This is a genomic window from Paenibacillus sp. BJ-4, assembly GCF_020404765.1.
In the GTDB taxonomy this organism is placed as follows: Bacteria; Bacillota; Bacilli; order Paenibacillales; family Paenibacillaceae; genus Paenibacillus.
This window is the reverse complement of record NZ_JAIVEM010000076.1, coordinates 17,786-39,675: the sequence shown is the minus strand read 5'-3', so window position 1 is coordinate 39,675 and position 21,890 is coordinate 17,786. Positions and strand designations below refer to the sequence as shown.

The window sequence follows — 21,890 nt, the reverse complement described above, 5'->3', positions numbered from 1 at the left end:
GACCAAAACAGGGAAAGGCCGCTACATTCCAGCGACACCCTTTCCCCATATTGATCCTGACTGCGGACCTGATCTAATTAAAATTATGCACATTTTTTATAAGCTGTAGGGCTTAAATCGTATATTTTTCACGTGCATTCTGTATTTTGGTAATATATTTTTGCGTTTCTAATGGAAGCTTATCCAGCACAGCCATCAATTGCTTATCACTGCTTACACCAAGACGCTGAACCCGTCCCGGGCCTGCATTATATGCCGCCAAAGCCATATTTTCCTGTCCGTTAAAACGTTTGATCTGGTAAGACAAATAACGAACGCCAGCATCAATGTTTTGAGCAGGATCATATGGGTCACTAACTCCCAAACCCTGAGCGGTAGCATCCATAAGCTGCATAAGCCCCTTGGCCCCGGCCGAAGAAGTGACCAACGGATTAAATGAAGATTCCGTATCAATAACCGCTTTAATCAAAGCAACCGGAACGCCATATTTTTGGCTAGCCTCGTTAATCATATCGTCATACGCAGTAGGCTTCGTAGGTACATTGCTTGCTGTGCTGGAAGAAGCAGGGTATACCGCAAAAGGCGAAGCCGCCCCCCTCGAAGGTCCTAATTGGAGCCAGAGCAACCCATTTTCATCTCGGGTAACATCGCTTGAATTCTCACGAGTTGCGGCGTCATCTGTCTCCAACTGACCTACTTGCTCCAACAATCCTGAAAAAGCGTCCGTTGTGCCCGTTTGGGTTGTAGCACTCATATTATTTAACAGCTGCATGTCTACCATGGATTTGGACACGCGCGGATCAATTTGCATGTGGTGTTCCCAACTTTCTGTAGTTGTTGTATCCCAAATAGCTTGTCGTTACAGCTAATGATACAACTTTTTGCTATGTACTGCCATACCTTTTAACGAAAAAAAGCTCCTGATCTGTCGATAGAGACAGTGGAGCTTATAATTAAACTTTTTTGTACCTCTACAGGATTAACGAACAAACGGGATAAAAGCGAAATAACTCAATGTCGCGAGCGCACCAAGTCCAATCGACCAAATACCTGTCGTTTTGCTGCCATTCACATAAGCAAAAAAACCTAAAACCGCAGCAATTGGCCCTAACACAATAGACCACATGAACAGGGATGCAATTCCTGCGGCTATACCAATATAACCGGCAATACGACCACTGTTATTTATAGCCTTCTGTTCACCTTTGTCCTTATCTCGAGTTGCAACTGGCGAGCCGGGAGCCACTTCTGCGGCATATTCTTCACGGTGATTACGTCGCTTGGTGGAGTGCTTCTCAATATGACGTGGGTAATCTACTCGTTCACGGCTAACATGCTCTTCATTTTGATGCTTTTCCGTTTTATGATCCTCCATAATACACTGCACCTCCAAATGCGAATAATTGGCTATGAGTTTTTACAAAGACTTCGGCTTAAAGGTGTGGCAACAAGTGGCGGCAGACGTATCAGCTTTATCGCGTTCTTCTGAGCTGAAGCTTTCTCCTGCGTATTCTTCCTTAAATTTCTTACCGGCATGACCATCAACTTCAATCATGATCAAATCCGCCTTGCAAAAGTTGTTTTCTCCCCAATAATGGCAATTGGCTACACTGCATTTAACGATTGGCTTGGCCTCTTGGCTCATGATCATCACCTCGGATTCATTTTCCCCTCACTCCCCCGCACCTATGCGTACCTGACATATGGCAGTTGGTGACATACGAAAAAAGCCGCTTTCTTTGCCCCCTCCAAACTGGCAGGAAGCAAGAGAAAACGGCTTGCTTGTCTTGTTTTAGTTTTCGATTAAAAACGACCCACCCATGAAATGCCTAAGCATGAGTACGGCGAGTCTGCATACGGCGCTGAGTCAGATAATCACTTTCATAATAAGTCAGATCATCACGCAGCTCTTCAAAATTTTTAGTAATGTCCATGATCACTTCGCGTGCGGCAGGCACAGGCGTTTTACGGAAGCGAATAGCATCTTGTCCCGTATAAGCATAGCGTCCGTCCTCTGCGTAAGATTCATTTTTGGGATAAAAAAAGCTGTTCACGCAGTCATGGTAAACGTTATACAATGCCTTTTCCGCAAAATCGACGTCAAAGTTGGCACGGCGCAAAGCCACACCCAGCTTTTCATAGGATACTTCGGAAAAAACAAGGATATAGCGGAGATCCGACAAAAAACCTTTATAAAAAAGTACGGACTCCTCATTTCCATCCACAGCCAGCTGCGGCAGGGCATGCTCATTGAGGAATGTTTCCACACGTTTCACGACAGTTTTCAGTTTCTCCTGCGCCGACTCACATAATTTTTGTACGTTGACTGCTGACATCAAGGCAGCTCCCCCTTATTTGTTGCTTGTTCATCAATTTGGTTACCCGAAAATAGTCCCTTCTAACCGAAAGAGCTGTAATTTTCAGTATTTATCCTACCACAAATAAGCACTGAAAGGTATAAAAACATGCCAACCTCCTCACGCTAAACCATAAAATTATAAACACTTAAGGAGGACAGTCCCATGTCTCGGCAAAAATGGTTAAAGCCCTTACTCGGTGCAGCTGCCGGAGTGCTTGTCATCACACTGATGCTGCCTTCCCGTGACCATCGCCACACACCGCAGCCCGCTTATACGACTAAGATGGTACCACAGCAAGAGAAACAACTCAAAAAGGGAATACTTTCTTTGGACGTATCGGCTACGGATTCACTCACTCGCACGGATGCCAGACAGGATATTCTATACGTTATGCGAGAGCTTCATGGCAAAACCACTGATCAGAAAAGACGGTTTACTCGCAAGCTGCAGCAATCGCACAGCCATCTTCATACGTTACAGTGGATTCATACGCGTGACGGGAATTGTACTACCTATACAGGCAGCAAAGCACAAACCCGTCTGCTGAGTCATCCTCAAATCAAAAGCAGCCTTGCTGCGGCTCGTCGTTCCGTCATACAAAATAAATCCTACGAATCCGCTGCTTTTGAGGTCGATGGCGGTAAATATTTTGTCATGGCTGAACCATCGACTGATAGAACATATGGCGTTGTCGCTCTGGTCAGCCAGCAAGTATTGCGTGATGTGGAGAAACATCAGCGTAAGAATCTGCGTTTGATTCCCTATCCCAAGGAAGGCAGCTACAAGGTTGAATCCGTGCATCCTGACACCCTGCACGATATCACCGTCAAGACTGGTCATGACAACGAAAATGCGAGCCATTATTTTGAAAATGAAATCGTCGTTCGCTTCCGTCACAATCCCGATCAACAGCAGCTACGCGAAATCGCAAAAGATTTGCACTGTGAGCCTGGTCGCAAGCTGGGTTACACCTACGTGTTTCATTCAGATAACATGAGCTACAAAGAGCTAAAGCAATACTTTTCGAAAAAGTGGAACCCACTTTATTCAGAACCTCACTATATGTATCTGACTAATGAGAAGGCACCTTTGAGATCAGACGAATCTATTCCCAATGATTTGCTCTTTTCTCGTTATCAATGGAATCTGCCAGCCACCGAAACCAATCGGGGTTGGGGATTAAGCAAAGGCAGCAAGGATGTAGTTGTTGCCGTCGTGGACACAGGAGTGGACCTGGATCATCCCGACCTGAAGGGTCAAATTCTTCCGGGACATAACGTAGTTAATACGTCTGAAAAGCCTTATGATGACGTGGGTCACGGAACGCATGTCGCCGGAATCATTTCTGCACTCGTGAATAATGGCGAGGGCGTCGCCGGCATGACGTGGTATAACAAGGTCATGCCGATCAAGGTACTCGACCAATCCGGCTCAGGTACGACTTACTCGGTTGCAGAAGGTATTATATGGGCAGCTGATCACGGAGCCAAAGTTATCAATTTGAGTCTAGGCAATTACGCACAAGCTTCATTTCTACATGATGCGATCAAATATGCCTATGATAAAGATGTTGTATTAGTTGCAGCCACAGGCAATGATAATACGGAACGACCCGGCTATCCGGCAGCATACCCCGAAGTGTTTGCTGTTTCGGCCACGGATTCTTCCATGCACCGTGCCTCTTTTTCCAATTATGGGAATTATGTGGACGTCATGGCTCCAGGTGCAAGCATAGCCAGCACGTATCCAGGGAATCAATATGCTGCTCTGTCGGGCACTTCGATGGCCAGTCCACATGTGTCAGCGCTCGCTGCCCTGATTCGGTCAATCAACCCCGAACTAAGCAATAAAGAGGTTATGGATTTAATGAGAAGCAGCGTAATTGATTTGGGCACACCAGGACATGACAAATATTTTGGATATGGTCAAATTGATGTGTATAAGGCGTTAAAAGCGGCTCAACGCCAATATGTTCCTTTACAATTGTATCCACAGCATCTGAGCGACAAATTAAAATCTATTTTAAAGAAGCTGGAAATGTAACAATTTCTTTTGGGAAAAAGCAGCCATGTGTACACCATGACTGCTTTTTTAGACTTCCTTAACGCTTGGAGCTGCTGCGGACAGGACGTTTGCCATGACTGCGAGTATGACAACATGGATCTCCAGGATCTTTTACACTCACTGGAAATACGTGGTGAGGTACAGGTACAATGTGCGTCTGATTAACAATTTCAATCGGATGAACCACAGGCACGACTTGTGGGAAAAATTGATGATTTACAAATTGGATCGGCGGGCACACGATCGGGTCGTAAGGGCAATGACTCATAATGTGCAACTCCTTTCGGTGAATTAGTACAGCATATTAAGAAGGAGTGCCCTGTGCTTGGATGTTTACCCCCTAATACAAATATCCCCTATAAAATAGGCTAAGCTAATCCACCAAACATCGGACAGCTTTTGTGCACACCAAAAACGTGTCTGGATCGCCCTTCGCAGCGATCATCCAGACACGTCTTTCTTTTACCCTGATATGCTATTAGTGACTACTATCCTGTTTTTCAAATAGGCACTGGTTATTTTTAGGATGCATGTTCAAACTGACTGTTGTATAGATCGGCATAGAAGCCGCCTTTAGCCAGCAATTCCTTATGGTTACCCGTTTCGATAATGTCACCGTCCTTCATAACCAGAATCAGATCGGCATTCTTGATCGTCGAGAGGCGGTGGGCAATCACAAAGGAGGTTTTGCCTACAGTCAGCTGGTCCATCGCTTGTTGAATCAGCAATTCCGTACGCGTATCGACCGAGCTTGTGGCCTCGTCCAGAATGAGCATGGGTGCATCTTCAATCATGGCTCTTGCAATGGTAATCAATTGCTTTTGACCGGCAGAGAGATTGGCTTTATCGTCCAGCACCGTATCATAGCCCTGCGGCAGTGTCTTAAGGAAGCTATGTAGCCCCACTGCCTTACATGCGGCTTTTACCTGTTCATCGGTAACATGCTCTTTGGAAAAGACGATATTCTCACGGATCGTTCCTTCAAACAGCCAGGTATCCTGCAGCACCATACAGAATAATTCATGAATATTCTCACGTGTTAATTGGCTGATCGGAGTTCCGTCAATATAGATTTCCCCTCCGTTCAGCTCATAGAACCGCATGAGCAAATTCACGAGCGTCGTTTTACCGGCGCCTGTCGGACCAACAATGGCAATTTTCTGACCGGCTTCAGCTTTCATGGAAAAGTCTTTGATAATCATACGGTCTTCGTGATAACCGAAACGGACATGTTTGAATTCGACATTCCCTTTGGCTTTGTCCAGCTTCTTGGTCTTGCCGCTCTCATCCGCCAATTCTTCTTCACCCAGAAATTCGAATACACGTTCACTGGCGGCAGCCGCCGACTGCAGATTGGTTGCGGCCTGTGCCAGCTGTGACAAGGGCTGTGTAAACAGACGAATATACACCATGAAGGCCACAATAGTTCCGAGCGTTATAGCATGTTGGTTTACCAGCAAAGCGCCCACGACACAGACCGCAACATAACCGAAATTCCCGATGAACATCATGACCGGCATCATCAAACCAGACATGAACTGGGACTTCCATGCATTTGTATATAAGCGGCCGTTAATGCCATGGAACACTTCCTTGGCTGCTTTTTCTCCGTTATATACCTTGACTACGTTATGACCGGCATAGGTTTCTTCAATATGGCCGTTGATCTGGCCAAGCTCCGCTTGCTGTGCTACAAAATATTTCTGTGAATGCTTCATAATCACGGTCATCAAGGAAAAACCGATCAGCGTAGCTAGAATCCCAGTAACGGTCATGATCCAGTTCGTATACAGCATCATAATCAAGGCGCCCACGAAGGTTGCTAGCGCGCTGACAAGCGTGCCGAGACTGTTGTTTAACGTTTGTCCGATGGTATCGACATCGTTGGTCACACGGCTGAGCACATTACCGTAGCTCGTAGCGTCAAAATACTTCAAAGGCATATGATTGATTTTTCGGGACAGCTCTGTCCGCATCTTCTTTGTAAGACGCTGTGACACGGTTGCCGTAATGAAGCCTTGGAAATAGTTAAAAATAAGACCAAGTCCATACAAAAGCGCCAAAACAAGAACAATCTTCTGGACAGCACTCACATCAACCCCTGTTACGATTCCTTCCTGGATCAGGTTGGCAATATCGCTGAGCTTATCCGGACCAATCACGTTGAAGGCGGAACCGACTAGGGCCAGCACCATAGCGAGTATAATCATAGGCACATAGGCCTTGCTGTAGGATAAGAGCTGGCTGATGGTTTTTTTAAAATCATTCGCTTTTTCACCAGCACCCATCCCTCTCGCAGGACCTCCACCCATGGGACCATGCTGTTTCACTTTCATATGCTGGCTGCCGACGGTGTGTTCATTCTTATCCATGTACGAGTTCCTCCTTCGAAAGCTGCGAATAAGCGATCTCCTGATAGGTGCTGCAGTTCGCCATCAGCTCTTCATGTGTGCCGTTCCCTACAACCTCACCCTGGTCCAGTACGATAATCCGGTCAGCGTCTTTAATGGTGCCTATGCGCTGAGCAACAATGAGTGTCGTAGCATGGTCGGTTTCTTTTTTGAGAGCGGAGCGTAAAATCCGGTCTGTTCTGTAGTCCAGTGCCGAGAAGGAATCATCGAAGATATAAATCTCCGGCTGACGGTAGATGGCACGCGCAATGGACAGACGCTGCTTTTGGCCACCGGACACGTTCGCTCCACCTTGTGAAATCCGTCCCTGATACTGACCGTCCATTCTTTCAACAAAATCCGTGCTTTGGGCAATCCCTACGGCTGCTTTGACGAGTTTCTCCGAAGCTCCTGCTCTTCCGTTATCGCCATACGAAACGTTGGATGCCACCGTACCGCTGAAAAGCACGGCTCTCTGAGGGACATACCCAATTTTGTTATGGAGTGCCTGCTGCTTATAGTTTCTGACATTCACACCATCCACGAGCACCTCTCCCTCGGTCACATCGTAGAAACGGGGAATCAGATTGATCACGCTGGTTTTGCCGCTGCCTGTTGCGCCAATAAAGGCAACCGTCTCGCCCCGTTTCGCCGTAAAGCTAATGTTGCGAAGCACGGGCTCCTCCGCGTCCGGATATTTGAAGCTGACATTACGGAATTCCACCTGACCCTTAACGCCTTCTTCTCCAGCCATCTCCTGCCCGTTAACGATGCTGGATTCGGTATTCAATACCTCCATGATCCGTTTGGCAGAAATCGAAGCGCGGGGCATCAGGATGAATATCATGCTTACCATCATAAAGGCCATGACCACCTGCATCGCATAAGAGGAGAATACGACCATATTGGAGAACAGCGTAATACGGTCCGGCACGGCCGCCCCGTTAATCAGGTAAGCCCCGACCCAATAGACAGAGACACTCAGACCCGACATAATAAAGGTCATACCCGGGCCAATCATTGCCATTAACCGGTTCGCAAACAGGTTTGTATTCGTCAATTCGACGTTGGCCTGCTCAAACTTCTCCTCCTGATACTGATCTGCATTATAAGCACGCACCACCCGAAGTCCGGTCAGATGCTCACGTGTTACCCTGTTCAAATTATCAGTGAGACGCTGGATTCTCTGGAAGCTTGGGAGAGCGAAAATAACAATGACACTCAGCATCAGGATCAGGACAGCCACGGCTGCTCCTGTAGAAGCGGTCCACTGCCAGTTTTTATCCGCAATCTTTACAATGGCCCACACGGCCAGAATCGGTGCCTTGATGATCACCTGCAGCCCCAGCGCAACCACTGTTTGAATCTGAGTAACATCGTTCGTAGAGCGGGTGATGAGGCTTGCCGTCGAAAAGCTGTTCATCTCTTCCATCGAAAAGGATAAGGTCTTATCAAAGACCATCGCACGCAGACGCATGGCCAGCCCTGCCGCCACCTTCGCCGCGAAATAGCCGACAATAATAGATGCAATCATACTGCCGACGGCACACAACAGCATGTAACTGCCGGGAATCAGCAGTTCCGACATAGGCGTTCCTTCCGTTTGCAGCTTGGTCGTAATTTCCGCCATATAATCAGGTAGCTTTAGATCAAGCCATACCTGCACAACGATGAAAGCCAGGCTGCAAAGCACAAGCATCCATTCATTTTTCTTGAGATATTTGAATATCTTCAGCATTCGGGTACTCTCCTTTTATCTGAAAATCTTAGGTGTTTGGTGCAATTTAATGCATCCTGCATGCGACCTGCATAGAAATTCAGCTTTTAGAGACAATAATCTTAATGAGTCGGATGAATTCTTTGGCATCCTGTTCGTCCAACTTGCGAAGAATGCTCTCGGTCCATGCAATTCCTTCATTATACTTGTCAATCATAAATTGCTTGCCTGAATCCGTAATGAATACGATCACCTTACGTTTGTCGGTGACATCGGTACGGCGTACAACCAGACCCTTCTTCTCCAGGCTCTTCAGCGCCGTTGCTACCCGTCCCGTACTGACGGACAAGTATTCGCTCAAGTGGCCTGAGGTAACCCCGCCCTCATTGAAATTCAGACAGATGAGAATTCCCATTTCACCACGTGAGTAGTGCCCTCGCTCCTCTAATGACGGTTTGTGCGTTTTGATAATATACTCGAATAGTTCTTTCGCTAATGTCTTATAATCCAATGGTCACAACACCTTCTAGCTTTTATCTTATACTATAAGATAATAATGATGTCCGGGTAAAAAGTCAATTTGAGAAAATATGGAATGCGAACTTGTACTTTCACTAATTTTCCCCATACAAAAACCCGCAGCCTTTCGAAGCGAAAGGTTACGGGTGCGTTTATCCTGTTCACTCATTGCAGTTTTTCATCCTCTCTTTTTCGTTCATCTTTTTCTTGGGATCAGGATTTTTTCGGCTTTCAATTAGACCAATCAACTGTTATATTCAGTCGTTTACTGTTATACTTCATTATTGTTATAATACAATAAATTTCATAGTACAGTAGAACACAGGAGATGATTGGATTGGAATACAAATTTTCGGGTATGGCTCGTACTCAGGGCTCGTCCATCGTTAGGGACATTTTGAAGCTGACACAGGGAACAGATGTGTTATCTCTGGCTGGCGGTCTTCCGGCCGATGCCTTTTTTCCCCTCGAAGCTGTCGCTAAAGCCTATGAGCGGGTATTCCGTCTCGGCGGTACTACCGCGCTTCAATACGGTCTAACCGATGGATACATTCCTCTACGGGAACGTCTTACAACCATGATGGCATCCCAAGGCATCTCCGTCACCAGAGATAACATCATCATGACGACGGGTTCGCAGCAGACTATCGATCTGGTTTCGCGTGTGCTGCTTGATCCGCAGGATACTGTATTAGTGGAGTCCCCTACTTATTTGGCAGCTCTTCAGGTGTTTAAGTCCTATGGCGCCAACATTATCAGTGTAAATACAGACTCCAACGGTATGCAATTAGATGATCTTGAAGCCAAGCTCAAGAAACATCGGCCTAAATTCGTGTATGTCATACCAACCTTCTCCAATCCGGCGGGCAGTGTATGGAGCATGGAACGCAGAACAGGCGTTGTTGAGCTATGCCGTAAATACGAAACTTTGATTTTTGAGGATGATCCTTACGGACGTCTCAAATTTGACGAAAACCTTAACTTCCCATCCCTCTTCTCCATTAACCAGCAGCAAGGCGGAGACGGTCATGTCATGTACACCTCTACATTCTCCAAAACCGTTGCTCCTGGTGTTCGTTCTGGATGGTTGATTGCTGATCAAGCGATTGTCAATAAAGTCTCAAAAGCCAAACAATCTGCTGATCTGCACTCCAGCAGTATCGATCAACGTGCTTTAAATGAGCTCTTGGACTTTTTTGATTTGGATGGACATATTCGTACAGTATCCAACGAATATCATTCTCGTATGCTACGCCTCACAACGCTGATGAAAGAACGTCAATGGGAAGACATTACGTGGGATGATGCTCTTGGAGGCATGTTTATGTGGGTTACTTTACCGGAAGGCTTCCGTTCCGATCGCTTGCTGGAACTGGCTATTCAGGAAGGCGTCGCATTTGTGCCAGGACAAGTATTCTATGCTGATCTGAGCGGTAGCAACCATATGCGGATCAACTTTACGCATACTGATCCTTCCCTGCTTCCTGAAGCGGTTGACCGTTTGGATCGGGCATTGAAGATGTATACAGAGGAAAGATTGGAAAAAAGCGTGCGCTGATGAAGTTGGCACGGTGAGATCGCTTCGCGAATCATTTGATCTTACGATCGCTGTTGCCTCCGGATTCCTAATCATATAAGTTCCAACAAAGGTCGAAATCCGGGAGCAAAGGCGAACGCTGCGCTTCTCCAGATTCAAATCCCCCGCTACGTTGACTACGTGCCTCATCCCCGGACGTTTTTATGGTAGAGGGAATGAGAGTAGATAAAAAACGGAATGAAGCCCCCAACATGATATTGGGGGCTTCATTCCGTTTTCAAAAGATGTAACAAATGAATAGACCTAAAAATACACGCACGCTGCGTAGATATGGTATACAAAAAAGGACAAATCATGATTCCCTCAGGAATATGACTCACCCTTTTTAATCATTTAATAAATACATTTGGATTAAAAGTTTTTCATGCAAACAGTTCAATTACAAAGGTTAAAATCATGCATTTTAAAATGTTGCAGTGGGGAAAGTTTTCCGTAAGCCGGGTTCTGTGCTATCGTGGTACAGACGGGAACTACCCTCCCACTACAAGCGACAATCATCTATCTAGGCCGAATATTGCTATCCGGCTCCAGCGACCAACCTAGACACACCTCGGGCTAAGGCTGCTTCGCGAAGAAGCTGTGTCCCATTAGGTCTTGCTCCAGATGGGGTTTACCAGGAACGAAGTCACCAGCGTTCCTCGGGGTCTCTTACACCTCGGTTCCATCCTTGCCTGTGCCGCAAGCGGCCATCGGCGGTCCATTTCTGTGGCACTATCCTTCAACTCGCGCTGACTGGACGTTATCCAGCATCCTGCCCTATGGAGCCCGGACTTTCCTCTCGCGGCTCACGCCGCCAGCGATTGTCTGTCAAACTTTCCGAACAACATTACATAGTATACAGGGAACGTACGCACGATACAACCTGAAATTATTGTAAAATAGGAAAATTCCTTTATTTGTCCAAATAAAACGGGTGTACCTTCTTTTGCAACGTATTATCTGCCACGAGATAAGTAGAGCGACCCACGTATAGCGGAATATGCAGCTTACTAAATTCAGGTGTGCCTTCATCCAGAAAGAGTTCATCATCCCGGTAAGCTTGCTTTATCTCACCGACAATCCAATCATGATCCCCAAAGGTATGAATATCCACCACTTTGCATTCATAAGCAAGATAAGCATCCAGCAATATAGGGACGTCCACTGTAACTCCGTCCTCATATGCAATCTCGAAATGCTGGAACTTATCTATATCTCTACCGCTAAAAGTACCTACAGCCTGAATCAATTCTGATCTGTGGGCAGGCAAAAATTGAACACCGAAGCCCCCACTTTTTTCAATCAGACCATGTGAATACGTTTCCTTCCGCAACGAAATACCATACATGCCAGGTGATGATCCGATATATGTATGCCAGCCAGAGGCCATTACATTTTTCATACCATTGTGGCACGAAGTAACAACAGCAACCATCCCTGGATAGGCATGAATCACAGGATCAGCAATTAGAGTTCGCACGTAACCTCTCCCCTATGAACTAAAAGTAATGAAACACCTTTATTTTCTCATAGAAGTTAGGACTTTACAAGAATTGGAAAGGTTCAGTATTCACCTGGGATACATGTACTTCCGTCGCGTATCGGCCTTCTTCCAGCCGTTTGCGCATCCATTCTGCCGTTTTAGACTTCATAATCTTCTCAGCATTATGTCCAGGGTCAATAATGGCGATACCCGCCATCAGGGCATCCTGTGCCGTGTGATAATCGATATCCCCCGTGACTAATACGTCAGCTCCTTTAAAAAGCGACTTATTCACATATCGGCTACCCGAGCCTCCCAGCACGGCTGCTTTTTTGATCGTTCGGTTCAGGTCGCCCACCACGCGTACATGCTCGACGTTAAATCCGTTTTTCACATCGTCTACAAACTCGCGCAACGTGCGGGCTTCTTTAAGCTTGCCCACCCTCCCCAAGCCAAAGGTACGGCCCTGCAAATCCATATGGTACAGGTCATAAGCCACCTCTTCATAAGGATGAGCCTTCAGCATGGCTTGCACGACTTTATTGCGTACACCCTGCGGTACAACAGTCTCAATCCGGACCTCTGTACTACGTTCCATTTTGCCCGGCTCACCCAAAAATGGCTGTGTCCCTTCACCCGGCATGAAAGTTCCGTAGCCATCAATGTTAAAGCTGCAATGACTATAATTGCCAATATGTCCGGCTCCGGCACCCAGCACGGCGTTCAATACCTTTTGATGATGTGTTTTGGGTACGAAAACGACAAGCTTGAATAGTTGCTCCGTGTGAACATCTTCCAGCGAGCCTTCACTTTGAATCCCCAAGGCTTCTGCCATCCAGTCGTTCATGCCATCCTCTGCCGTATCCAGATTCGTATGACTAATATAGACGGCAATGTCATTCTTGATCAGCTTCTCATACAATCTGCCCGCAGGCTGATCCGTGTTCAAGGCTTTAAGTGGACGGAATATAATCGCATGATGGGCAATAATGAGGTCAGCCTTTACGCGGATCGCCTCTTCGACAACCTCGTCATTGACATCCAGAGCGATCAATATGTTTTTGATTTCCTTCTGCAGGCTACCAAGCTGAAGCCCGATTCTGTCGTCCGGAACTGCCAAATATTTGGGTGCCAGCTGCTCCATATAGCTAATCACTGTTTGTCCTTTGGCAAACATGCAAGTACCTCCTCTAATTGTTCAATTTGTTTACGCAATTGCTCCTGCTTATGCTGCGCAGATTCCTGCTCAGACCGCGAGACCTGTGCCATTACATCCTGAAGCTTCCGAATTTCCAGACGCCATTTCCTGAAAAAGGCTTCATTCGGCTTTTTGACCAATAACGGTCCAAGTTGCATCAGCCAATCCCGAGTCAGCACCAACGAGCTTCCGGGAAGCTCCCATGGTCGATACAGCTCGTCCTGTGTCAACGGGGTTTCTAAAGCAGGTGTTGCCGTTAGAACCTCGTATATTTTCCCGTCCTCTTCCATTATATGCTCGCCTGTTAATACCCACTGATGCTCAATCAACCAGCGGCGCAAAATATCCTCGCCGACGTTGGGCTGTAAAACAAGCTGCTTCACTGATGCAAGCTTGTCTTTTCCTTGGTCCAATATCGAAGCAATCAAGGCACCGCCCATGCCGGCTATCGTAATAACATCGACCTCATGGGCCTTAATCACAGCCAAGCCGTTTCCCTTTCTAACTGTAATGCGATCAGTGAGACCGGCTTCAGCCACCTGCTTTTGAGCTGCACGCAACGGCCCATCGTTGACCTCGCCCGCAACGGCTTGCGGTACCCTGCCACTGCGCACCGCAGCCACAGGAAGTAGCCCGTGATCCGAACCAATATCTGCAAGTCTGCTCCCGGCAGGAATTTGTTCCATAATATATTGTAATCGTTGCGAAAGTTTCATGACGTCACCCACATAATCCATTTTTTTCGAGTCCAAAATAAAATTCCTACAACAATAGCCAACTTCAGTATGCTGTAAAATACCATATCCCCAGCGGCTTGATGGCGCAGGACGATTATGTCTGCTTCAGCCATAAAAACCAGTGTCATTCCAGCAGCAAAATAGACCAAGGCCAGACGCGGGAAACGGCGGTGTACCCACCAGCTTATACCCACCAGCAATAATGCGTGCAAAATCCAAAATGCTTCAAGCATCATAAGAGTAGCTGTAGGCCAATAACCGCTTATAAGCACTGCGTACACTAAAATTAAACCCGCAAGGCCGCAGTAATGAAGAAGGCTAATACGCAAGGTTAATCCCACGAGACACCATACCAAGCCACATAGGCCTACGAGTACAAGAAACCAAATCTTAGCTTCACCCTGATGAAGCTGAATAATCCATACACCCGAACCAAGCATAATCGCACTGCCAAAGGTGCTCACCATGGCGCTCATACTCTTTTCAGAAGAACGCCAAATTGCAGCCAATCCATAGCAAATCGCAGTGATTACACATGCCGAGAATATTTGCATTGCCAACGGAAAAGCGGTAAAATAAAAACCAATCAAACAAATGCAGGAAATAATGACAAAACCAAGAAGCCAAGCGACTCCATGCCCATGTTTAAGATATGTAAGCAACCCGGTGTTGTTACGATTTTGGCTCTGTGGCGGATCTTCATCTTCCCGATACAGGTTGGACAAAAAATCGCAATATTGCTCAGGTAGCAATCGACTTCGCCGCCAATGCTCAATTTCATGTAACAGTATTGCCCGTTTCTTCTCTTGGTCCAAGCTTCTTCCCCTCCACCAAGGCTGCCATGAGATAAAAAAAGACCCCCTGCGCGCTTCAAGCCGCAGAAGGTCCGCAATGTACCGCTTCTATTCGAGGAAATCCTTCAGTCGCTTACTACGGCTCGGATGGCGCAGCTTACGCAGCGCTTTGGCCTCAATCTGACGAATGCGTTCACGTGTAACACCAAATACTTTACCTACTTCTTCAAGAGTTCTGGTTCTTCCGTCGTCCAAACCAAAGCGGAGACGCAGCACGTTCTCCTCTCTTTCAGTCAACGTATCCAGTACATCCTCAAGCTGTTCCTTCAGAAGTTCATAGGCAGCCGCATCCGCAGGCGCCAACGCTTCCTGATCCTCAATGAAATCCCCCAAATGAGAGTCATCCTCTTCACCAATCGGCGTTTCCAAAGAAACAGGTTCCTGGGCAATTTTCATAATCTCCCGTACTTTTTCCACGCTTAGCTCCATCTCGGCAGCCACTTCCTCTGGCGTAGGTTCGCGCCCCAGCTCTTGCAACAGTTGACGCGATACGCGAATCAACTTGTTGATTGTTTCCACCATATGCACTGGGATACGGATCGTTCGGGCCTGATCGGCTATAGCGCGCGTAATGGCCTGACGAATCCACCAGGTTGCATACGTACTGAATTTAAATCCTTTTTCGTAATCGAATTTTTCTACTGCCTTAATCAGACCCATATTACCTTCTTGAATCAGATCCAGGAAAAGCATTCCGCGACCAACATAACGTTTGGCAATACTTACAACCAGTCGCAAGTTCGCTTCTGCCAGCCGACGTTTAGCTTCTTCATCACCATTATTGATCCGTTTGGCAAGTTCCACCTCATCATCAGCGGAAAGTAGCGGGACACGACCGATTTCCTTCAAGTACATCCGGACCGGATCATTGATTTTAATACCGGGAGGCAGGCTCAGATCGTCATCGAAATTAAAATCATCCCCGTCATTGTTTTCCGGGTCATCATTTTGACGCAATCTGGTAACTTCTTCGTCGTTGTCATTCACAACCTCAATCCCCAAGTCACCCAGCTGCTCATAGAACTCATCCATTTGCTCGGGGTCCTGATCAAACGGCGACAGTTTTTCCATGATATCTTTGTAGTTCAGAGAGGAACTTTTTTTACCCAACTCAATCAATTGATCCTTGACCTGATCCAGTGTCAGTTCCGTCTCCAGTTCAGTATGCTGATCATTCGCCATCTTTCGACTCCCTCCTCCCTAGAAACATCCGACCTCTGTGTGTTCATTGTCTCTCTAGGGCTATAATCTCACTTGCAATTTGTGCTGCACGCAAAAAGTCACCTACGCGCTCAGCGGCTCTCATTTCTTCCCTCTTCAAATCCAGTTGCTCCTGCAATGGAAATTTTCGCACCTGATGAATATAATCATCCAAAATGTGCGGTGCCCATACGCCCGGAGCATCCATCATCATGATCGAACTTACATTTTTCTCCAGTCGGTCATCTTGCAAAGATGAAATAAAGCGGCTTGTATCCGGTAATTTCCCTTGTGCGTAATAGGCGTATAGATAAGCAGCAATCGCTGCATGATCCTCAATATTAAAAGCGTCCCCCAGATGCTTTTCTACGTACTCTGCAGCTTCTAAATCCTGCATCATCCAGTGAAGCAATCTGCGTTCTGCTACATGGTAAGCTGGCAGCAAATTAGGTGTGGAGACCTGCCCTTTTTTATGCCTACCATTATTCCACCCATTTTCGTTATTATCCCCAATGTTCTGTTTTTTTTGCAGGGACTGCCTTAGTAAATTGCATTCTTGCTTTAAGGTTTCAAAATCCACATTAACTTCGGCTGATACTTCGCGCAAATACACTTCCCGCTCGGTCGGGGATGACAGAGGTGCAATGACATTTAATGCTTCGCGGGAATACGCGATTCTTCCTTCTTCCTCTTGCAGTATATGGTTTTTTTTCAGATATATAAGCTTAAATTTCACCGTTGAAACAGCACTTTCGATAATTTGACGCTGAAAGCGCTCGCCGCCGTATTGCCGAATAAAATCATCCGGGTCCATACCGTCACTGATCAATGCTACCTTAACGTGAAGTCCCGCATTTTCCAACAGCGGAAAATTTTTAAGCGCAGCAGCTTGTCCTGCCCGGTCACCATCATAACAAATAATAACCTCGTCGCACAGTCCTTTTAACATCGTAGCATGATGCTCTGTCAGGGCTGTTCCCATGGCGGCCACCCCATTCTGTACGCCCGCTTCCCATGCCGAGATGACATCCCCGTAGCCTTCAAAAAGAACGCTCTGGCGAAGCTTGCGAATTGAGGTTTTAGCATGATGGAGATTGTACAGCGTTCGGCTCTTGTTGAACAGCTTCGTTTCCGGTGAATTCAAATACTTTGGCTGTCCCTCGCCAAGGATACGGCCTGCAAAGGCAATAACTTTTCCATTCCGATTCCAGATGGGGAACATAATACGATCCCTGAATCGATCCACATATCCATCACCCTCATGCCGGGGAGAAATAAGTCCCCCCTTTTCCATCTCTACAGGATCAAAGGAACGTTTCTCTAGAAACTGAACAATCGTATCCCATCGATTCGGTGCATAGCCAATTTGGAATTGATCAATAATCTTGTCACTGAACCCCCGTGAACGCAAATATTCCATAGCTGGTTTGCCGTGCTCCGTATTTTTAAGCAAAAAATGGTACATCTTAGAAGTTAGCTCATACGCTTGCAGTAGCCTGTCCAACTCAGGATGCTGATGCGATGACTCACGTCCCTGCCATTCGCCGAGTGGGATATGACTTTCTTCCGCCATTGTCCTGACAGCTTCGGGAAAGGATAGTCCTTCGATTTCCATCATAAATTTGATGGCATTGCCTCCCGCGCCGCAGCCGTAGCAGTAAAAAATCTGACGATCCGGTGTCACGGTGAATGAAGGGTTTTTTTCGGAATGAAAAGGACAGAGGCCTTTCATATATTTCCCCTGCTTGGTCAAATGCACGTACTTGCTCACCGTATCTACAATATCATGATGTTGTAAAACAGCCTCAATGATATCATCCGGTATATTACCTTGTCCGGCACTCATGTTAACCACCTTCATCTCTTTAGCACGTAAATATAATTCGATACCGTTACTCATTCTCCTGCAAGAGGAGTAAAAGTTTTGTCAGTTTATGTTGAAAAACTTCACGATCCTCTAATGTAAACGGTTTAGGACCTTTTCCGTAGCGTCCTTTTTTCCGTTCTTTGGCAGAAGTATGACGGCGGTCAAGCATAAAATCGATCGAATCGTTTCGATACATAGCTCCGCGAAAAGACATCACTTCACAGCCTTTAGCCAAGGCTAGGGCGGCAAGACCGTAATCGTTGGTGGTTACAATATCTCCTCGGCGGATATGATTAGCAATATAGAGATCGGCACTTTGGTCGCTCCGGTCCACTTTAACGACAGTCACGCCTTCACTGCCCTGGATGAGATGATCATACGAGGATACCATAATAACCTGAACATGAAAACGGGAAGCCGTTTCTGCAATTTCGCTTTTAACGGGACAAGCATCCCCGTCAACAACGATTCGAATACCCGATAAATTTCCGGATATCTCCACAAGCATCTCCCCATCTCCATGTGGATTTGAGTAAAATACGGAACGGGTGCAAGATCACTCTTACACCGTTCCGTATATTTATACCCATTTTTTCAAGTTGTTCATACTATGACGACTGACGTTTAACCTACAAGTTTGGAAAAATCCGCAAAACGCTTCAGTTCTGAGTCAATAGCAGCCAGCAAAGCTAAACGATTATTACGAACAGCATCATCCTCAGCCATAACCATAACGGAATCAAAAAACGCGGTTATTGCAGGGGTGATGGATGAAGCAAGCTCTAACGCTTTCGTCGCATCGCCTTCCTGTAAAGCTACACTATAAGATTCATAAGCGCCGTTCCATGCTTCGTAAAGCGCCTTTTCACCCTGTTCCGTAAATTCACTGGTATTCACTGACTTATGAACCGCTTTGGTAGCCAAGTTACTCACACGGTTAAAGGACTCAACAGTAGCCTTGAAACTATCACCTGTTTGGACTGCACCCATCAGCGCAGCTCCGCGATTGACAACAGAAGCAACATCATCAAATCCGGCTGCAAGCACAGCGTCCACGACGTCATAACGAAGAGACTCAGACAATAATTTTTTCACGCGCAATCCGAAAAACTCATGTAATTCTTTACGTATTTCATCGGCGGAACGTTTCATATTTCCCAGATTTCTGTGCACTTCGATCGCGATATTGAACACATCAGACAACGTAGCCGAAAGCTTACGATCCAGCAAAATCTGTACGATCCCTGCGGCCTGACGGCGAAGTGCATAAGGGTCCTGCGAGCCTGTCGGAATAATACCGATGGAAAAACAGCCTGTGATCGTATCAATTTTATCAGCGATACTCACGATCGCTCCAGCGTTCGTAGAAGGAACCGTTTCTCCTGCGAAACGAGGCTGATAATGCTCAAACACTGCTCTTGCCACTTCTTCCTTTTCTCCAGCCTTACGGGCGTAATCCTCACCCATAACACCTTGCAGTTCCGGGAACTCATATACCATTTGTGTTACCAGGTCGAATTTACAAATATCCGCTGCTCGGCTAACCGATTCCTGTGTATCTGGGGAAACACGAAGCTTCTCTGCCAGAGCATCAGCAATGCGGCGAATCCGCCGTACCTTGTCTCCAACCGTTCCCAGCTCTTCGTGAAAAACAATACTTTCCAGCTTGGAGAGTGCATCCTTAATTTCCATCTTCTGGTCTTCTTCATAAAAGAATTTGGCATCAGACAGCCGCGCACGCAATACTTTTTCATTCCCTTTAGCAATGACTTCCAGCGATTGACTGCCACCGTTACGTACTGTAACAAAGTATGGCAGCAGCTCTCCAGCGCTGTCCAACACAGGGAAGTAACGTTGATGCTCACGCATGGAAGTAATCAGTACATCCTTCGGAATATTCAAGAAGGAAGGATCAAAACCTCCATACAGCACCGTTGGCGTTTCGACCAAATACAATACTTCCTCCAACAGATCATCCTTAATTGCAATCGTCCAATCCTTTTCGGCTGCCAACGCTTCAATCTGCTTCACGATAAGGGCTTGACGTTCCTCAATATCCACAATGACATGCTGCTTACGAAGCACTTCAACATAGTCAGCCGGACGTTCTACAACGGCGTCCTGACCAAGAAAACGATGGCCTCTCGTCACATTTCCTGACTGTACTCCGGCAATTTCCAGGTTGATAATATCGCTGCCAAACAAGGCAATCAACCATCGGATTGGACGAACGAACTTAAAGTCATAGCTCGCCCAACGCATGAATTTAGGGAATGTCATCGCATGTAAAATGTGCAGCAAGCCTTCGGACAGAACTTCCGCCGTCGGTACACCCACGCTGCTCTTGGTCGCATAAATATATTCCACGCCGCCAAGCTCCTTGAACGTAAACTGTTCAGGATCGACACCCTGACTGCGGGCAAAACCGAGAGCAGCCTTGCTCCAGTTGCCGGCTTCATCAAGCGCGATTTTGCGGGAAGGGCCTTTAACTTCTTCGTTGATGTCCTCTTGTTTCTCTGCTACTTCCTTGACCAGCACCGCCAAACGGCGGGGTGTAGCATAAGCCTCCACAGCGCCATAAGCAATACGCGAGCTGTCAAGCCACGCCGCCATACGCTCCTTTAACTGCTGAATTGCATTCGGGATAAACCGTGCAGGCACTTCTTCCAAACCAATTTCAAACAATAAATCCTTAGACATGTGCTGCACCTCCTTTCTTCAACAGCGGGAAGCCCAGCTTCTCGCGTTCCTCCAGATAGGTCGCAGCCACCTGACGCGCCAAATTCCGTACCCGAATAATAAATCCGGTTCGTTCCGTCACACTGATTGCCCCGCGTGCGTCCAGCAAGTTGAACGCATGAGAGCATTTCAGCACATAATCATAGGCTGGAAATACAAGATGCTGCGCCATCGCTTTATTCGCTTCTTCTTCATACATATTAAAAAGAGTGAAAAGCATTTTGACATCAGATACTTCAAACGTATATTTGGAGTGCTCGAATTCAGGCTGGTGGAAGACATCACCGTACGTGATTCCATTGACCCACTCCAAATCGAACACATTTTCCTTGTCCTGAATGTAAGAAGCAAGCCGTTCCATACCGTACGTAATTTCAACCGCAACCGGACTGGCATCAATACCGCCTACTTGCTGGAAATACGTAAACTGGGTAATTTCCATACCATCCAGCCATACTTCCCAGCCTAGTCCCCAAGCTCCCAGCGTTGGTGCTTCCCAGTTGTCCTCGACAAAACGAATGTCATGCTCCAGAGGGTTGATCCCCAAACGAGTCAGACTCTCCAAATACAATTCCTGAATATTGTCAGGTGAAGGCTTCAAGACCACTTGAAACTGGTGATGCTGGTACAGACGATTCGGATTCTCACCATAACGTCCGTCTGATGGGCGGCGAGAAGGCTCAACATAAGCAACGTTCCACGGCTCGGGTCCGATCGACCGTAAATAGGTCATCGGATTCATCGTGCCTGCTCCTTTTTCCGTGTCATACGGCTGTACAATAATACAATTCTGCTCGGCCCAAAATTGTTGCAGCGTTAAAATCATCTGCTGAAAATTCATGGTACACGCTCCTTTTCCAATTACCTCAAATGGTGGTGATTTCTTCTTATCAAACTCGTATGTACAGGGCCGTCTACTTCCAACATGCCTTGCCAGAGACAGCAAAAAGCCCCCGCCTCTACGCCTGTACAGACGTAGGGACGAGAGCTCACTCCCGCGGTTCCACCCTACTTGATTGCGATCCTAATCACCAATCAGACCGTAATCCTCTTTTCCGTGTCCATTCAGACGCTCCCGAGTGCCTTGTTCACGAAAAATTCTCGCTGGGCTTACACCGTCCCCAACTCGCTAATCCTAGAGAATAATCCCGCTACTTTCTCGTTCAATGCATCTGCTCCTAAAGGA

The 21,890-nt window shown here is 46.8% G+C and carries 19 protein-coding genes and 1 other RNA gene; 2 read left to right on the top strand and 18 right to left on the bottom strand.

The genetic code is table 11. The annotated features are described in order from the left end of the window. Positions 1 to 112: 112 nt before the first annotated feature. From LCF57_RS14390 to LCF57_RS14375, 4 genes are all read right to left on the bottom strand, one after another. The gene (locus tag LCF57_RS14390) at positions 113 to 811 is read right to left on the bottom strand and encodes a lytic transglycosylase domain-containing protein (RefSeq protein ID WP_226001305.1); all 699 of its coding nucleotides are present in this window, start codon (positions 809 to 811) and stop codon (positions 113 to 115) included. 168 nt (positions 812 to 979) lie between these two features. Then, positions 980 to 1,375, bottom strand: coding sequence for a hypothetical protein (locus LCF57_RS14385; protein WP_226001304.1), 396 nt, complete (start codon positions 1,373 to 1,375; stop codon positions 980 to 982). A gap of 42 nt (positions 1,376 to 1,417) precedes the next feature. Further along, positions 1,418 to 1,645 carry a DUF1540 domain-containing protein gene (locus LCF57_RS14380; RefSeq protein ID WP_025719229.1) on the bottom strand — a complete coding sequence of 76 codons (228 nt, stop codon included), beginning with the start codon at positions 1,643 to 1,645 and terminating at the stop codon, positions 1,418 to 1,420. Between the two features lie 184 nt (positions 1,646 to 1,829). Beyond that, complete coding sequence (locus tag LCF57_RS14375; protein WP_226001303.1) at positions 1,830 to 2,336, bottom strand: YpuI family protein; 507 nt, start codon at positions 2,334 to 2,336, stop codon at positions 1,830 to 1,832. A gap of 186 nt (positions 2,337 to 2,522) precedes the next feature. On the opposite strand from LCF57_RS14375, the gene LCF57_RS14370 reads away from it, so the two are divergent. Further along, entirely contained in the window at positions 2,523 to 4,403 is a 1,881-nt protein-coding gene (locus LCF57_RS14370) for a S8 family peptidase (protein WP_226001302.1), read from the top strand. Positions 4,404 to 4,461: 58 nt separating this feature from the next. On the opposite strand, the gene LCF57_RS14365 is transcribed toward LCF57_RS14370, so the two are convergent. From LCF57_RS14365 to LCF57_RS14350, 4 genes are all read right to left on the bottom strand, one after another. Further along, positions 4,462 to 4,692 carry a hypothetical protein gene (locus LCF57_RS14365; protein ID WP_226001301.1) on the bottom strand — a complete coding sequence of 77 codons (231 nt, stop codon included), beginning with the start codon at positions 4,690 to 4,692 and terminating at the stop codon, positions 4,462 to 4,464. Positions 4,693 to 4,945: 253 nt separating this feature from the next. Then, positions 4,946 to 6,796 (bottom strand): ABC transporter ATP-binding protein, encoded by a 1,851-nt coding sequence (locus tag LCF57_RS14360; RefSeq protein ID WP_226001300.1) that lies wholly within the window; start codon positions 6,794 to 6,796, stop codon positions 4,946 to 4,948. Then, on the bottom strand, positions 6,789 to 8,552 hold the full coding sequence (locus LCF57_RS14355; RefSeq protein ID WP_226001299.1) for an ABC transporter ATP-binding protein: 1,764 nt from the start codon (positions 8,550 to 8,552) through the stop codon (positions 6,789 to 6,791). Before LCF57_RS14355 ends, LCF57_RS14360 begins: the two co-directional genes overlap by 8 nt. A 79-nt stretch (positions 8,553 to 8,631) precedes the next feature. Then, complete coding sequence (locus LCF57_RS14350; RefSeq protein ID WP_226001298.1) at positions 8,632 to 9,042, bottom strand: MarR family winged helix-turn-helix transcriptional regulator; 411 nt, start codon at positions 9,040 to 9,042, stop codon at positions 8,632 to 8,634. A 345-nt stretch (positions 9,043 to 9,387) separates the two neighbouring features. On the opposite strand from LCF57_RS14350, the gene LCF57_RS14345 reads away from it, so the two are divergent. After that, complete coding sequence (locus LCF57_RS14345) at positions 9,388 to 10,608, top strand: PLP-dependent aminotransferase family protein (RefSeq protein WP_226001297.1); 1,221 nt, start codon at positions 9,388 to 9,390, stop codon at positions 10,606 to 10,608. A gap of 457 nt (positions 10,609 to 11,065) precedes the next feature. Here LCF57_RS14345 and rnpB read toward each other — a convergent pair. The 10 genes from rnpB to glyQ form a co-directional block, all read right to left on the bottom strand. Next, an RNA gene (gene rnpB, locus LCF57_RS14340) (RNase P RNA component class A) lies at positions 11,066 to 11,463 on the bottom strand. A gap of 76 nt (positions 11,464 to 11,539) precedes the next feature. Next, positions 11,540 to 12,106 (bottom strand): flavin reductase family protein, encoded by a 567-nt coding sequence (locus LCF57_RS14335; RefSeq protein WP_226001296.1) that lies wholly within the window; start codon positions 12,104 to 12,106, stop codon positions 11,540 to 11,542. Positions 12,107 to 12,170: 64 nt separating this feature from the next. After that, the gene (locus tag LCF57_RS14330; RefSeq protein ID WP_226001295.1) at positions 12,171 to 13,286 is read right to left on the bottom strand and encodes a Nif3-like dinuclear metal center hexameric protein; all 1,116 of its coding nucleotides are present in this window, start codon (positions 13,284 to 13,286) and stop codon (positions 12,171 to 12,173) included. Further along, positions 13,262 to 14,023: a tRNA (adenine(22)-N(1))-methyltransferase gene (locus LCF57_RS14325; protein WP_226001294.1), complete on the bottom strand. Its 762-nt coding sequence runs from the start codon at positions 14,021 to 14,023 to the stop codon at positions 13,262 to 13,264. Before LCF57_RS14325 ends, LCF57_RS14330 begins: the two co-directional genes overlap by 25 nt. Further along, complete coding sequence (locus tag LCF57_RS14320) at positions 14,020 to 14,859, bottom strand: hypothetical protein (RefSeq protein ID WP_226001293.1); 840 nt, start codon at positions 14,857 to 14,859, stop codon at positions 14,020 to 14,022. Before LCF57_RS14320 ends, LCF57_RS14325 begins: the two co-directional genes overlap by 4 nt. Before the next feature lie 87 nt (positions 14,860 to 14,946). Further along, complete coding sequence (rpoD, locus tag LCF57_RS14315; protein ID WP_007431230.1) at positions 14,947 to 16,080, bottom strand: RNA polymerase sigma factor RpoD; 1,134 nt, start codon at positions 16,078 to 16,080, stop codon at positions 14,947 to 14,949. A gap of 43 nt (positions 16,081 to 16,123) precedes the next feature. Next, a complete protein-coding gene (dnaG, locus tag LCF57_RS14310) occupies positions 16,124 to 17,998 on the bottom strand; it encodes a DNA primase (RefSeq protein WP_226001292.1) in 1,875 nt (624 codons plus the stop codon). Continuing rightward, a complete protein-coding gene (locus LCF57_RS14305; RefSeq protein ID WP_226001291.1) occupies positions 17,991 to 18,473 on the bottom strand; it encodes a YaiI/YqxD family protein in 483 nt (160 codons plus the stop codon). The genes dnaG and LCF57_RS14305 overlap by 8 nt, the downstream gene beginning before the upstream one ends. A gap of 116 nt (positions 18,474 to 18,589) precedes the next feature. Then, positions 18,590 to 20,665, bottom strand: a complete 2,076-nt coding sequence (gene glyS / locus LCF57_RS14300; RefSeq protein WP_226001290.1) for a glycine--tRNA ligase subunit beta — start codon at positions 20,663 to 20,665, stop codon at positions 18,590 to 18,592. After that, a complete protein-coding gene (gene glyQ / locus LCF57_RS14295) occupies positions 20,658 to 21,545 on the bottom strand; it encodes a glycine--tRNA ligase subunit alpha (RefSeq protein ID WP_007431234.1) in 888 nt (295 codons plus the stop codon). Before glyQ ends, glyS begins: the two co-directional genes overlap by 8 nt. Between the last annotated feature and the right edge of the window lie 345 nt (positions 21,546 to 21,890).

Excerpts from the sequence above, each read along its gene's own strand:
- rpoD (WP_007431230.1), bottom strand. The coding sequence starts at position 16,080 with ATGGCGAATGATCAGCATACTGAACTGGAGACGGAACTGACACTGGAT.
- LCF57_RS14375 (WP_226001303.1), bottom strand. The coding sequence starts at position 2,336 with ATGTCAGCAGTCAACGTACAAAAATTATGTGAGTCGGCGCAGGAGAAA.
- glyQ (WP_007431234.1), bottom strand. The coding sequence starts at position 21,545 with ATGAATTTTCAGCAGATGATTTTAACGCTGCAACAATTTTGGGCCGAG.
- LCF57_RS14355 (WP_226001299.1), bottom strand. The coding sequence starts at position 8,552 with ATGCTGAAGATATTCAAATATCTCAAGAAAAATGAATGGATGCTTGTG.
- LCF57_RS14305 (WP_226001291.1), bottom strand. The coding sequence starts at position 18,473 with ATGCTTGTGGAGATATCCGGAAATTTATCGGGTATTCGAATCGTTGTT.
- LCF57_RS14330 (WP_226001295.1), bottom strand. The coding sequence starts at position 13,286 with ATGTTTGCCAAAGGACAAACAGTGATTAGCTATATGGAGCAGCTGGCA.
- LCF57_RS14360 (WP_226001300.1), bottom strand. The coding sequence starts at position 6,796 with ATGGATAAGAATGAACACACCGTCGGCAGCCAGCATATGAAAGTGAAA.
- LCF57_RS14390 (WP_226001305.1), bottom strand. The coding sequence starts at position 811 with ATGCAAATTGATCCGCGCGTGTCCAAATCCATGGTAGACATGCAGCTG.
- LCF57_RS14385 (WP_226001304.1), bottom strand. The coding sequence starts at position 1,375 with ATGGAGGATCATAAAACGGAAAAGCATCAAAATGAAGAGCATGTTAGC.
- glyS (WP_226001290.1), bottom strand. The coding sequence starts at position 20,665 with ATGTCTAAGGATTTATTGTTTGAAATTGGTTTGGAAGAAGTGCCTGCA.
- LCF57_RS14380 (WP_025719229.1), bottom strand. The coding sequence starts at position 1,645 with ATGAGCCAAGAGGCCAAGCCAATCGTTAAATGCAGTGTAGCCAATTGC.
- LCF57_RS14370 (WP_226001302.1), top strand. The coding sequence starts at position 2,523 with ATGTCTCGGCAAAAATGGTTAAAGCCCTTACTCGGTGCAGCTGCCGGA.
- LCF57_RS14325 (WP_226001294.1), bottom strand. The coding sequence starts at position 14,023 with ATGAAACTTTCGCAACGATTACAATATATTATGGAACAAATTCCTGCC.
- LCF57_RS14365 (WP_226001301.1), bottom strand. The coding sequence starts at position 4,692 with ATGAGTCATTGCCCTTACGACCCGATCGTGTGCCCGCCGATCCAATTT.
- dnaG (WP_226001292.1), bottom strand. The coding sequence starts at position 17,998 with ATGAGTAACGGTATCGAATTATATTTACGTGCTAAAGAGATGAAGGTG.